General features: G+C 60.0%; 14 protein-coding genes. 6 read left to right on the top strand and 8 right to left on the bottom strand.

What is annotated here, in order from left to right; all coding sequences use genetic code 11:
* Positions 1–206: 206 nt before the first annotated feature.
* The 3 genes from Q4B98_RS00460 to Q4B98_RS00450 all read left to right on the top strand — a co-directional run bounded on the left by Q4B98_RS00460 (position 207) and on the right by Q4B98_RS00450 (position 3,155).
* Complete coding sequence (locus Q4B98_RS00460; protein ID WP_303195524.1) at positions 207–1,421, top strand: CBS domain-containing protein; 1,215 nt, start codon at positions 207–209, stop codon at positions 1,419–1,421.
* Positions 1,414–1,938 carry a DUF1003 domain-containing protein gene (locus Q4B98_RS00455; protein ID WP_303194668.1) on the top strand — a complete coding sequence of 175 codons (525 nt, stop codon included), beginning with the start codon at positions 1,414–1,416 and terminating at the stop codon, positions 1,936–1,938. The genes Q4B98_RS00460 and Q4B98_RS00455 overlap by 8 nt, the downstream gene beginning before the upstream one ends.
* Positions 1,939–2,000: 62 nt before the next feature.
* Complete coding sequence (locus Q4B98_RS00450) at positions 2,001–3,155, top strand: Mrp/NBP35 family ATP-binding protein (protein ID WP_303194667.1); 1,155 nt, start codon at positions 2,001–2,003, stop codon at positions 3,153–3,155.
* 72 nt (positions 3,156–3,227) lie between these two features.
* On the opposite strand, the gene Q4B98_RS00445 is transcribed toward Q4B98_RS00450, so the two are convergent.
* Together Q4B98_RS00445 and dapA are read right to left on the bottom strand one after the other, a co-directional pair.
* Entirely contained in the window at positions 3,228–3,641 is a 414-nt protein-coding gene (locus Q4B98_RS00445; protein ID WP_303194665.1) for a sec-independent translocase, read from the bottom strand.
* Positions 3,642–3,683: 42 nt separating this feature from the next.
* Positions 3,684–4,565 carry a 4-hydroxy-tetrahydrodipicolinate synthase gene (dapA, locus tag Q4B98_RS00440; RefSeq protein ID WP_303194663.1) on the bottom strand — a complete coding sequence of 294 codons (882 nt, stop codon included), beginning with the start codon at positions 4,563–4,565 and terminating at the stop codon, positions 3,684–3,686.
* A gap of 69 nt (positions 4,566–4,634) precedes the next feature.
* Here dapA and Q4B98_RS00435 point away from each other — a divergent pair, with 69 nt between their 5' ends.
* Positions 4,635–5,288, top strand: a complete 654-nt coding sequence (locus Q4B98_RS00435) for an O-methyltransferase (protein WP_303194661.1) — start codon at positions 4,635–4,637, stop codon at positions 5,286–5,288.
* Between the two features lie 71 nt (positions 5,289–5,359).
* On the opposite strand, the gene glgC is transcribed toward Q4B98_RS00435, so the two are convergent.
* Positions 5,360–6,586, bottom strand: coding sequence for a glucose-1-phosphate adenylyltransferase (glgC, locus tag Q4B98_RS00430; protein ID WP_303194660.1), 1,227 nt, complete (start codon positions 6,584–6,586; stop codon positions 5,360–5,362).
* Positions 6,587–6,727: 141 nt separating this feature from the next.
* Here glgC and glgA point away from each other — a divergent pair, with 141 nt between their 5' ends.
* On the top strand, positions 6,728–7,915 hold the full coding sequence (gene glgA, locus Q4B98_RS00425; protein WP_303194658.1) for a glycogen synthase: 1,188 nt from the start codon (positions 6,728–6,730) through the stop codon (positions 7,913–7,915).
* 173 nt (positions 7,916–8,088) lie between these two features.
* Here glgA and Q4B98_RS00420 read toward each other — a convergent pair whose 3' ends face one another.
* From Q4B98_RS00420 to Q4B98_RS00400, 5 genes are read right to left on the bottom strand one after another with little or no spacing between them, the layout of a single operon-like run.
* The gene (locus Q4B98_RS00420; RefSeq protein ID WP_303194656.1) at positions 8,089–8,256 is read right to left on the bottom strand and encodes a DUF3117 domain-containing protein; all 168 of its coding nucleotides are present in this window, start codon (positions 8,254–8,256) and stop codon (positions 8,089–8,091) included.
* Between the two features lie 40 nt (positions 8,257–8,296).
* Positions 8,297–8,602 (bottom strand): DivIVA domain-containing protein, encoded by a 306-nt coding sequence (locus Q4B98_RS00415; protein WP_303194654.1) that lies wholly within the window; start codon positions 8,600–8,602, stop codon positions 8,297–8,299.
* Complete coding sequence (dapE, locus tag Q4B98_RS00410) at positions 8,602–9,705, bottom strand: succinyl-diaminopimelate desuccinylase (RefSeq protein WP_303194652.1); 1,104 nt, start codon at positions 9,703–9,705, stop codon at positions 8,602–8,604. The genes Q4B98_RS00415 and dapE overlap by 1 nt, the downstream gene beginning before the upstream one ends.
* A 45-nt stretch (positions 9,706–9,750) precedes the next feature.
* Positions 9,751–10,530 carry an ABC transporter ATP-binding protein gene (locus Q4B98_RS00405; protein WP_303194650.1) on the bottom strand — a complete coding sequence of 260 codons (780 nt, stop codon included), beginning with the start codon at positions 10,528–10,530 and terminating at the stop codon, positions 9,751–9,753.
* The gene (locus Q4B98_RS00400) at positions 10,527–11,627 is read right to left on the bottom strand and encodes an ABC transporter permease (RefSeq protein WP_303194649.1); all 1,101 of its coding nucleotides are present in this window, start codon (positions 11,625–11,627) and stop codon (positions 10,527–10,529) included. Before Q4B98_RS00400 ends, Q4B98_RS00405 begins: the two co-directional genes overlap by 4 nt.
* Positions 11,628–11,733: 106 nt before the next feature.
* Here Q4B98_RS00400 and dapD point away from each other — a divergent pair, with 106 nt between their 5' ends.
* Positions 11,734–12,696: a 2,3,4,5-tetrahydropyridine-2,6-dicarboxylate N-succinyltransferase gene (dapD, locus tag Q4B98_RS00395; RefSeq protein WP_303194648.1), complete on the top strand. Its 963-nt coding sequence runs from the start codon at positions 11,734–11,736 to the stop codon at positions 12,694–12,696.
* Positions 12,697–12,733 lie beyond the last annotated feature (37 nt).

Below are 12,733 nucleotides of genomic sequence, written 5' to 3'. Positions count from 1 at the left end.
GCTACCTCCTTGGTCTTCGGCACAGTCTAGGGGACGCCACCCGAAGGCCCCACAATCGTCACCTAGCGGTGCCAGGAGTGGCCCTGACCCATTACTAGCCTCCGAACCGCGACTGGCCCCGAATCGTCACTGCCCCTCCGGGTAGATTGAGCGAGGTGAGCAGGTCCCAGTCGGTATTCATCTCCCGGATTCGTGGTCTTCCCGTCATGGACGCCAGCGGCGACCAGGTCGGCAAGATCAGGGACGTCGTGGTCCAAATGCGGACACCAGGTCGTGCCCCGCTGGTACGTGGCTTCGTCGTCGAGCTGTTTGCACGTCGCAAAATCTTCGTGCCCATGGCTCGGGTACACGCCATCGACGCGGTGCAGATTATGATTTCGGGAACCGTCAATACCCGCGTGTTTTCGCGTCGTGTCGCTGAGACCTTGGTTATCGAAGACCTTTTTGACCGCACCTTTTCCCGTAACGGCACACAGGTATGGGTCATGGATGTTTCGATGGCACCGGTGCGCAGCCACGAGTGGGAGATCAATGAGGTGGCTTTGGCTGAGTCCAGACGCGGCCGGTTCATTCGTAAAACCCCCAGCAACCCGATCATTGTTGACTGGCGTGAAGTGCCCTCCTTGGTGCTGGCCGCCCGGCAATCCACCGAACGCACCATCGCCGAGATGCATGAAATGAAGCCCGCCGATGTGGCCCGTGAGCTGCATGACATGAATCCCCATCGTCGCGCCGAGGTGGCCATGGCCCTCGATGACGACCAGCTTGCCAACGCTGTTGAGGAACTACCAGAAGACGAGCAGGTCTCTCTTATCACCGTCCTCGACCCCGACCGTGCTGCAGACATCCTCGAAGAGATGGACCCCGACGATGCTGCCGATCTCATCCAAGAGCTGCCGGCCTCCACAGCTCATCAACTACTGGCACGCATGGAACCTGGCGACGCTGCAGACGTGCGATCGCTGATGGCCTACGACGAGTTCACCGCTGGCGCCATGATGACCCCTGAGCCTGTCATCGTCGCCCCTGACGCCACTGTCGCTGATGCCTTGGCCCTGGTCCGTAACGAGGACATCACCCCTGCGGAAGCCTCCATGGTCTTCGTGTGCCGTCCTCCCACCGAAACCCCGACCGGCCGGTACCTGGGAGCCGTCCATGTCCAGCGACTACTGCGTGAACCACCCTCAACCATGGTCTCGGCCATCATTGACACTGATCTTGAACCCATGCATACCGATGCCCCGGTGGGGGCAGTAAGCCGCTATTTCGCCACCTATAACCTCGTCGTCGTCCCGGTCGTCAACGAGACGAACCAACTCGTCGGGGCGGTGGCCGTTGATGACCTACTCGACCACCTGCTGCCCGCCGATTGGCGAGGCGACCAGATGGACGGCGAACTCCTGGAGGTGAACCATGACTGACGGCAATCAGAGGATCCACGACGCCGATCGCCTCGACATCCCGGGACCGCGCAAGGCCAAACGCCCCAAGGTGCAGCTTGACTCCGAGAAGTTTGGCCAGTTCGCCGAGGCCACCGCCCGATTCATGGGGACCGCAAAATTCCTGGCCTATATGACGGTCATCGTTGCCGCCTGGATCATCTGGAACCTTGTGGCAATCTACAAGCTGCGCTTCGACCCGTACCCATTCATCCTGCTCAACCTGTTCTTCTCCACCCAAGCTTCCTACTCGGCTCCCCTCATTCTGTTGGCCCAGAACCGTCAGGAGGACCGTGACCGGGTGTCGATGGCCGAGGATCGTCGAGTCGCGGCCCAGTCCCGCGCCGACATGGAGTTCCTGGCCAGGGAGGTTGCCTCAATCCGGATGCAGATGGGTGAATTAGCCACCCGCGACTACCTGCGTTCCGAGCTGCGAGACGAATTGCGATCTCTGTTGGAGGAGATTGAGGCCACTCCTGCACCTTCTGGATCGCACTGAGCGGAGCCAGTTCGCGATAGGCGAGTTGTCCGAGAGGCCCAACGGTGTGTAGACAAGTCAGCATGAGCACCGAAAACCCGTTGGTCGAAGCCATTGCCGAAGCTCTCACGCACGTCAATGACCCCGAGATCAAACGTCCCATCACTGATCTCAACATGGTCGATGAGATCACTGTTGACGAGGAGGGACGCGCCTTTGTCCGAGTTCTGCTGACCGTACCCGGATGTCCCCTCAAGACTGAGCTGCGTGAGCAGGTGACCGAGGCCGTTCGCAATATCGACGGAATCACCGGCGTATCGGTAGAACTCGGCACCATGACTGACGAGCAACGCGACGCCCTCAAGGTGCAATTGCGCGACGGCGTGCCCGAGCGCGTCATCCCCTTCGCCCAACCTGGAAACACCACCAAGGTCATCGCGGTGTCCTCGGGCAAGGGGGGCGTCGGCAAGTCCTCGGTGACCGTCAATCTGGCTCTGTCCCTGGCTCAGCTGGGTCGTGAGGTCGGCCTCTTGGACGCTGACATCTACGGTCACTCGGTGCCCGACATGCTCGGCCTAGGTGACGCCCACCCCACTCCCCTCGACGATATGCTGCTGCCGGTTCCGGGCCTGGGAATCAAGTCGATCAGCATTGGCATGATGAAGCCCAACAAGTCTGACGTCGTCGCCTGGCGCGGCCCAATCCTCGACCGTGCCCTCACTCAACTGCTGGCTGACGTCCATTGGGGCGATCTCGATTACCTCCTCATTGACCTTCCGCCCGGCACCGGTGACATCGCCATGAGCCTGGGCCAGAAACTGCCCAATGCTGAGGTACTCGTCGTCACCACCCCGCAACAGGCGGCCTCGGAGGTCGCTGAGCGAGCCGGAACGATGGCCGGAATCATGCAGCAGCGTGTGATGGGGGTCGTTGAGAATATGTCCTGGCTGGAGGTCACTGCTCCGAAGTCAGGTGAGACCTTCCGTGTTGAGCTCTTCGGTTCTGGTGGTGGTCAGAAGGCTGCTGACGCCCTCTCGGAGCGTCTGGGCACCAAGATTCCACTGCTGGGTCAGATTCCGTTGGACGTCGACCTCCGCAGCGGTGGCGACGAGGGAGACCCGATCGTCCTCGCCCATCCTGAGTCCCCGGCTGCCAAGGCCATCATCGCTCTGGCAAGCACCATTGATTCCCGCCCGCGCGGATTGGAGGGAATGAATCTGGGGGTCACCCCGGTCTGATCGATGACGACACAACTGGTCCCCGTCGTCGCTGACAGGGACCAGTTTTTTGTGGCTCACGACTGAGGCCGCTCAGGTCGCCTCATCATCGAAGGGCACAGGTTGGCTGGAATCGTGCGCCAACTCCGGTTCCGACTGAGAAGGTGCCTCCGGCAATCCCTGCGAATTACGAATATCTGCCAGGCCCAGGTCGAGGTCGGATCGAACGTCGGACAGATCAGCCTTGATTTCGTCGATGTCGTCTTGAAGATCGTCAAGGACGTACTTTCGCACAAAGTTTTGCGGCTTGAGATCCTGGTAGTCCAGATCAGCGAATTTTGGTCCCAGCTCACTGCGAAGCTGGTCTCTCGTGTTGTTCGCGATATTCCTGAGGTAGTGGTAGACGCGCGCAGCCTTGCGGGCCATCTCGGGCACCTTGTCGGGCCCAAACATGAGCACAGCAATGAGTATGAGTACCGCGATTTCCGCTGGACCTGCTGTGGACATGCGCCATACCCTACTCTGGACTACTAAGGCTATCTCCGGTTCTCACAGCTGAGTGCGATCCAGCAGATCGAATAAGGTTTTAGCCTGCTCGGGGGTCGGCATGGTTTGAGGAAGACGAACCCCACCGACGTCAAACCCCTGGTGCGCCAGCCCAGCCTTGACCATGGTGACGCCCTGAGCAGCGAACACCCCGGTGAGAACCGGCAATATTTCGCGATAGATCGCAAGGGCCTCGTCAATCCGTCCCTCGATGTAGTTATCGATGACCTCATGCATTCGCTTACCGGTGAAGTGGGTAGACGTCCCGACCAGTCCGACCCCACCGACCGACAGCAGAGCCGGGGTGATGGCGTCATCGCCGGCGTAGTACGCCAAGGTGGTGTTGGCCATGACGGTGGCCGACTCGACGACCTGTCCCTTGGCGTCCTTGACCGCCACGATGTTGGGATGATCGGCCAGCTCAATGAGAGTCTTCGTCTCGATCGGGGTTGCGGTGCGTCCAGGAATGTCATAGAGCACGACCGGCAGGTCGGTTGCGTCGGCAACAGCAGTGAAGTGCTCGATCAGGCCGGCCTGAGAAGGCTTGGAATAATACGGGGTTGCGACCAGCAAGCCGTTCGCGCCAGCCTCAGCGGCTTGACGGGCCAGCTCAAGAGTATGGGCGGTGTCATTGGTTCCAACACCGGCGACGATCGCTGCTTCCGATCCGACAGCTTCCACAACCGCCTTGACCATGGCGGATTTCTCGGCGTCAGTGGTCGTCGGTGACTCTCCGGTTGTGCCATTGACGACAATGCCATCATTGCACTGCTCATCGACGAGTTTGTGCGCTAATTGGCCGGCCCGATGCAGATCGACGGCCCCTTCGGACGTCATCGGAGTCACCATGGCCGTAAGTAGACGGCCGAAAACGGGAGCGGACATGCGAGACCTCCTTGTATACCTGATGCCCATGGTAGCCACGAGATGGCTTCGGCGGGCTAGGCTGTTCGTGTGAGTCCAGCACAGCCCAGACATCAAGTCCCAGACGCCCGTTCGTGGGAATACGCCGACGGCTTCGTCGCCCCTTCCCCAGCCATGCAGGAGGCCCGGGAGGCCGCCCGCGCCGATCACTGGGAGGTGCTCGGCAACGGCACTACTGCTTTGTTGACGTTCCTGGCACGCGTCATTCGGGCCAATAACGTCGTGTCCGTCGGTACTGACGCAGGTGTCTCAGCCCTAGCCATGTTGGAGGGTATGACCGACAGAGGCGTGCTGACTAGCGTCGATCCAGACGCGGAACGGCAAGCTGCTGCTCGCCGGGTCCTCTCCTTGGCTCGGGTCCGTTCCAACCGGGTTCGTCTCATCACCGGTACCCCGCTAGACGTGCTTCCTAAGCTGCGTGACGACGCCTACGACATGGTTCTCATCAACGGCGACCGGCTGGAGTACGTCGAATACCTCTCCCAAGCGCTGCGCCTGCTGCGTCAGGGCGGAATTGTCATCGTCAATGCCGCCCTGGCCAATAACCACGTGGCAGACCCAGACAACGAGGATGACGACACCCTCATCATCCGAGAAACCCTCGACTCGGTGCTGGAGACCGAGGAGTTCACCCCGGTCCTGCTGCCGGTGGGGGAAGGCCTGTTGCTGGCAGCGAAGGCCTGATTATCCACTAACACAAGGAAGCGGCTCCCCGGTCAATCCGAGGAGCCGCTTCACGCGTCCGGTATCAATCATCAGTAGGGAACGGTGATTCCTTTGCCGACAACCGTCACACCGCCTGGAGATACGGTGAATCCACGAGCGCGGTCGTGATCGTGATCCACGCCGACCTGAGCACCGTCGGGAACAATGACGTTCTTGTCAAGAATGGCGCGATGGACGGTGGCGTTGGACCCAATCTTCACATGATTCATGACGATGGATTCATCGACACGAGCCCACCTCTCGATGCGGGCACGCGGACCCAGCACTGTCCGATAAATGTCAGTTCCGGAGATAATGCACCCCGCTGAGACGAGGGTGTCGTCACACGAGCCACGCATCACGAACTTTGCGCCAGGAGCCTGCTCCTGCATTGTCCATATGGGCCAGTCCGGGTTGTACAGGTTGAACTCCGGATCGACCGACACCAAGTCCATGTGCGCGTCGTGGTAAGCGTCAATGGTGCCCACGTCGCGCCAATAATCGGCGTCCTTGTCGGTGTGGCCCGGAACCTCGTTGTCTCGGAAGTCATACACCTGGGCGTCGGCGGCATCAACGAACTTGGGAATGATGTCTCCGCCCATGTCGTGTCGTGAATCGGGGGCGTGGGCGTCATCATGCAGGGCCTGGACCAAAGCCTCACGGCTGAAGATGTAGTTACCCATGGAGGCGAAAGACTCATCCGGGGAACCCGGCAAGCCAGGAGGGTCGACGGGTTTCTCGAGGAACTCGGTGATTCTATGGTTCTCGTCGGCATCGATGATTCCGAAAGCCGAGGCTTCTTTGCGAGGCACTCGGATTCCGGCAACGGTGCAGCCCAGACCGGAGTCAATGTGATACTGCAGCATGGCGTCGACATCCATGCGGTAGATGTTGTCGGCCCCGAAAACCACAACGTAGTCGGGGTTCTGGTCGTTGATGAGGTTGAGGGACTGGTAGATGGCGTCCGCGCTTCCCTGATACCAGCGAGGTCCGAGACGCTGCTGTGCCGGGACCGGGGTCACGTAGGACCCCAACATCGTCGACATCCTCCACGTGATGGAGATGTGACGGTCCAGCGAGTGCGACTTGTACTGGGTCAGCACAGCAATCTGCGTGAGGCCCGAGTTCGCCAGATTCGAGAGTACGAAGTCGATGAGCCGATAGGTACCGCCGAAGGGAACGGCTGGTTTAGCACGGTCCATCGTGAGGGGCATCAGTCGTTTGCCCTCGCCGCCTGCGAGGACGACGGACAGAACCTTGGGACGCGTCTTTGCCATGGGCTTAATCTACCGCTGCAAGGCTCCCCAAGGGCAAGGATTGCAGCCTCAAAAGATCAATGTCTTGGAGAGTTTCTCATCTGTTGACGACAAGGCCACCCTCTTAACCCATCGACGCCGTCTTTGTGGCACGATCAAGTCATGTACGTGTCTGTTCTGACCCGCGAATACCCTCCTACCATCTACGGAGGTGCCGGCGTCCACGTCGCGCAACTCGTCCCTCAGCTCCGCAGCCTCATCAACGTCGATGTGCAATGCATGGGAGAACCACGCACCGGTGCCACAGCCCACGCCGAAAACTACCCGGAGGGTGCCAACGGCGCGCTGCGGGCTTTCGGCGCTGACCTGTCCATGGTCAATGCCATCCCTGAGGAGGTGGATCTGGTCCATTCCCACACCTGGTACGCGAATCTGGCTGGCTTGTTGGCCAGCGTCTTCCACGACGTCCCCCACGTCATCAGCGCCCATTCCCTCGAACCTGATCGGCCGTGGAAGGCTGAACAGCTCGGCGGCGGATACCGGTTGTCGTCCTGGGCCGAGAAAACGGCCTACGACGCCGCCGACGCCATCATCGCGGTATCCGACGGTATGAGGAAGGATGTGCTGCGGGCCTACCCTGAGCTAGACCCAGACAAGGTGCATGTGGTGCGCAACGGCGTGGACACCGAGGAGTTCCACCCCGTCACCGAGACCGACGCCTGCCGCGAGATAGGTATGGACCCGGACCGTCCTTCGGTGGTCTTCGTGGGACGCATCACTCGTCAAAAGGGTCTGGTCCATCTCGTGAGGGCCGCTGCCGAACTCGACCCTGACACCCAGCTCGTCCTGTTGGCCGGAGCCCCGGACACCCCGGAGATCGGCGAGGAATTCAAGAAGGCTTTTGACCAAGTGCGCGCGTCTCGTCATGCCCCGGTCATCTGGGTTCAAGAAATGCTGCCACGACCGTCGGTACGACAAGTGCTCTCAGCGGCCACGGTCTTCGCGTGCCCCTCGGTCTACGAGCCGCTTGGTATCGTCAACCTCGAAGCCATGGCCTGTGCCACCCCGGTGGTTGCCTCTCGAGTCGGCGGTATTCCGGAAGTCGTCGTCGATGGGACGACTGGCTATCTGGTCGACGGCGTTCCGACCGACTCCTCGACGCCTGAGCACGTTGCAGCCTTCGAGTCAGCTTTCGCCGCAGCGATCAACGCCCTCACCCGTGATCCGGAACGCGCCATGGCTTTCGGAACCGCTGGCCGTCAGCGCTGCATTGACGAGTTCTCATGGGCACGGATCGCTGAGCAGACAGTCGAGGTTTACAAAGCTGCCATCAGGCGGCACAGTTCTTGAGATGTACTTGTCTTGAGATGTACTCGTCTTAATTCGAGAAGTACCTGAGCCTTAAGAAGTACTCAGTTTCAGATCTGCATGGCCACGCGGATCGTTGCCGACGTGCCCAGCCTGAGATGTGCGAATGAGAATGCACTCGTGCCCGGCTCTCACGAGCCGGGCACGATCAGGTATCAGTCGGCGACACCCTGGAGGCACTTGAGCAGTTCCTGGGCTTCGTCTGGGTTCAGTTCAACGACCAGCCGACCGCCGCCTTCGACTGGAACGCGCATGATAATGCCACGCCCCTCCTTCGTGACCTCCATGGGACCGTCTCCGGTACGGGGCTTCATAGCTGCCATGTCACTCTTCCTCAATCACTGGGCAGTGGTGCAGACTCTATTATTCCGTATCCGAGTCCTTTTCGTTAGCGATGTGCCCCTCAGAGGTCATCGAATCCTTCTTTTCAGCTGCCTCCAACTGGGCTTGCAAGCGGTCGAGTAGATCGTCTACCTCGGACATGGAATACCCTCTCGCCACCACTGGGAAACGGACCGAACGCAGGTCATCGGCACTCAAATCCCCCTCAGGAAGGTCGGGGGCAGGGCGATCATCAACGACCGCCGGCACCTGCCCGAATTTCCCAGAGGCTGCCAACACCGCTAATCCGATGATGACGATGACAAGCCCGCACAACACCCACACCATCAGTGGTCTCCATCCTCTCGAGAGTCCTCACACAGCCATGATTCCAATGCCCGGGCGCAATCGTCGAGGCTGGATAGCTTGCAGCACTCGTCGGCCTTGTGAGCGTAGAGCGCATCGCCAGGGCCGAAGTTGAGTGCCGGCCGGCCCATCTCGAAGAAACGTGCCACATCCGTCCAGCCGTATTTTGGCAGTGGAGCCTTACCCACCGATCGGGCGAAAGACTGTGCCAACGGCTTGTCCAGGCCAGGACGCGCCGGGGAGGACAGATCAAGGATTTCCATCCTCCAGTCCGGGAACATGGTGCGCATCATCTGCTCAGCTTGCTGGGCAGACTTGTCGGGAGCGAACCGGTAATTGATCTGAACCGTGGCCTGCGGAGGGATGACATTGCCAGCCAGTCCACCCTGCACCATCGTCGCGTTGAGACCTTCGTGGTACGTCAGGCCATCGACCTCGACGAGGTGGTCACCGTCGGCCTGCCACTCGTGCAGGATCTCAAGAATGGGCAGCAGATCATGAATGGCATTGTGGCCAGCCCAGGAGCGAGCGGAATGGGCAGCCTGTCCCTCGGTTGTCAGGGTGAACCTCATCGTCCCCTGGCAACCGCCCTCGATGATGGCGTCGGTTGGTTCCATGAGGATCGCGAGATCACAGTCAAGCAGACTCTTGTCGTGGGAACGCACCTTGAGCAGCCCGTTGTGTTCGGCGGCGATCTCTTCGGCCTCGTAAAACACCCAGGTGACGTCTCGAGTGGGAGTCTCCAGGGTCGCTGCCAAGTGCAGGGCGACAGCCACTCCCCCCTTCATGTCACACGCTCCCCGCCCGACGAGGTAGTCGCCGTCGTCTCGGGTTTCGACGTGGCAGGGAAGATTGTCGGCCACTGGAACGGTATCCAGATGGCCAGCGACTAGCACTCGGGAGTCTCGCCCGAGGTTCGTAGCGGCGACGACGGAGTTCCCGACTCTTGTCACCGTAAGGTGATTGAAACCTCGCAGGGATTCCTCGACAACATCAGCAATCTGATCCTCATGGAGGCTCTCGGAAGGAATGTTCACGATGTCGCGGAACAAGTTGCGCAGGTCACCGGCAAGGTCAAGTTGCATGGCGCTCACTGTACTGAACCGGCTGATACCCGTTTCTGGAACACCTCAACGCCGGTGCCACAAAGACTTAACAGCTGCACGCAGCAAGGCCCCCGTCGGCACGGTGGATAGGTTCGGTGTCGCGACATCAACGTGGGCCGCTTCGTGGTTTGTGATCTCGGTCAACACCCCGTCGCCCATTCGCAGCACTCGGTCACAATGCTTGACCAGACGCTCGTCATGGGTCACCATCACCGTGCATTTATTCCTGGAATGAGTCTGGTTGGCAAGGATTTCTGCCACGTCGAAAGCCTTTTCGGTGTCCAGGGAAGCCGTTGGCTCATCAGCTAGGATGATCTCCGGGTCGTGGTACAAGGCCGTCGCGATGGCCACCCGCTGACGCTCACCTCCTGACAAGTCACTTGGATAGGCATTGACGTAGTTGGTGATCTTGAGAGACTCCAGCAACTCGTCACGACGCGTGCGATCCAGCGGAGCATGATTGACCTTGCCGTGCAGCACGAACTGGTCGCCCACAGTGAGGAAGGGCACCAACCCGGACGCCTGCAGGACGAATCCGAGCCGGGTGAACCTCATCCGCGCGCGTTTCTTTTCCGGCAAGGCAGAGAAAGGCTCATCATCAATGAGCACCTGTCCGGTGCTGGGCGTACGCAACCCGCCCATGATCGTCAACAGAGTGGATTTCCCAGACCCTGAGGGTCCCAGGATCCCGACGAATTCACCCCGGTAAAGCGAGAGATTAGTCTCGGCAAGAGCCTGGATCGTTTCGTCTCCGTCACTGAATTGTTTGGACACTCCGTCAAGACGCAGTACCGGGGTCGTCATGAAATCGCCTCCACAGGATCGATACCAGAAATCACCTTGACCGAGAGCAGACCGCCCAGCACGGAGAACAGGGCAAACGCTGCCGTAACCAATCCGTATAGCCACCACGTGAATTGGAAGGGCACTTTGTCGGGCATGACAACACCCGTCAGGAGGGTGAGGCCAAGGCCCACTGCCAAACCAACGATGGCCAGCGTCAGGGTTTGGACAGCCCCGGAGCACACCAGGTAGCCGGTTGGCACCCCTCGAGCCTTGAGAATTCCCAGTGCTGCTCTCTTTTGCAGGGTGAGAACGTAGACGAAAATCCCGAGCGCGAAAGAGGCGATGATGACCAACGCGCCAATCATGAGACCAAAGGTAAGAACCTGAGCTTCGTATCCCGCGAGGGTCTTCACGAAGTCGTCACTGGACAAGGTCGTCAGCCCAGCCTCGCTCAAATCATCAGCCTGAGTTGAACTCCAGCCAGGCTTGCTCACGACGGCATTGACGGCCATCGGAGCGTCTGTCGGCGGATTTTCGGCAAACGCCTTCTCATCAACGAAGATCACCGGGGTGGCCTGAAAGGTCTGATTGTGGGTAAAGCCAACGATCGTCCAGGTGTGCGAATTGGAGTTGAGCTGGACCTTGTCCCCCACCTGCCAGCCCTCGCGGGCCACAGTCTCGTCCACGACGATCTCGGAGTCCGGGTGTTCGATACTGCGACCCTCGGTGATACCGTCGCCAACTTTGTCCGGAGCCAAGAACCCAGACCGCTCGATACCAAAAGCAAACGCACTTACTTTTGTGCGTCCGGACTGGGATGAATCAGCATTCTTCAGCACCACGCCTGAGACGACAAGTGGCTCAGCATCATTGTCGGCGGTAGCTACCTTGACCTGATCCTCCGAGAGGCGCGAGGCTGTCACAGACTCATTAGAATCCTCGGTCAGCGCGACCGATGTTGCCTCCCAGTCATCGATAGCGGAGCGATAAGAGTATGCAAGCCCAGTGGCAAGCGAGGCCAAGAAGAATGCGAGATAGGCGATCAGCGCAATGACGGCAACGATGAGGGCAAATCGTCCACGCTGATGACGAATCTCACGGAATGCCAAGAACACGGGTCGGCTCCTTTCGGTGGCGTGTCCACCTTAACGAACGGTGCAGACACCCCTGTTGACTCATGACACCGCCAGTCCGTCCGAACCTGCAAGTAGACTCGTGGCCATGACGCAGACGACGACTTCACAGACCGCCACAGCTGACCGTCAAGCCTGGGGCTGGGGTCTAGCCACCGTCCATGAGGACGGCGAGGTTCTGGATACCTGGTATCCCGAACCAAAGCTGGGTGCCCCCGATGAATCTGAGGCCCCTAGCGAGCTGTACCGAGTCACAGAAGCCGGTCGCGACGCCATCCGCAACGTACACAGCGAAGTGGTGCGCACAGTCATTAATCTTGACCAAGCACCAGCTGACGTCCCTGACGCCTATCTGCGCCTGCATCTGCTTTCCTCGCGCATGGCACAGCCACGCACCATTAACCTCGACGGCATTTTCGGTGTCTTGCCCAACAATGTGTGGACGACTATCGGCCCGATCCGGGTAGCCGATCTGGAGAAGGCCCGTATGGAGGCACGGATCGCCCACGCGCCCTTCACCGTCCTACTCATCGACAAGTTCCCACGCATGGTCGACTTCGTCGTCCCAACCGGGGTACGCATTGGTAACGCCGATCGCATCCGGCTGGGAGCTTACCTGGCCGAAGGAACCACCGTCATGCACGAGGGGTTCGTCAATTTCAACGCCGGAACCCTGGGTCACTCCATGGTGGAAGGACGAATCAGCCAGGGTGTCATCGTCGGCGACGGCAGCGACATTGGCGGGGGCGCGTCCATCATGGGCACACTGTCTGGCGGCGGCAAAGAACAAGTCACCATCGGCGAAGGATGTCTGCTGGGTGCCGAGGCCGGTATCGGCATTTCGCTGGGCAACAACTGTGTTGTCGAGGCTGGCCTCTACGTCACTGCGGGCACCAAAGTAACCCTGCCCGATGGCAAGGTTGTCAAGGCCTCGGAGCTGTCGGGTGCCGACGACATCCTCTACATCCGTGACTCAACGACGGGTGTCGTCAAGGCTCTCGGCCGTGGCGACCACAAGATCGAGCTCAACACGGATTTGCACCAGAACTGATATGACGAACTACACCCCACGCCGGGCTGACCACCCC

Source organism: Cutibacterium sp. (assembly GCF_030525615.1).
Classification (GTDB): domain Bacteria; phylum Actinomycetota; class Actinomycetes; order Propionibacteriales; family Propionibacteriaceae; genus Cutibacterium.
Note: the sequence above shows the minus strand (reverse complement) of the source record. Positions and strands in the feature narration are given on the sequence as shown.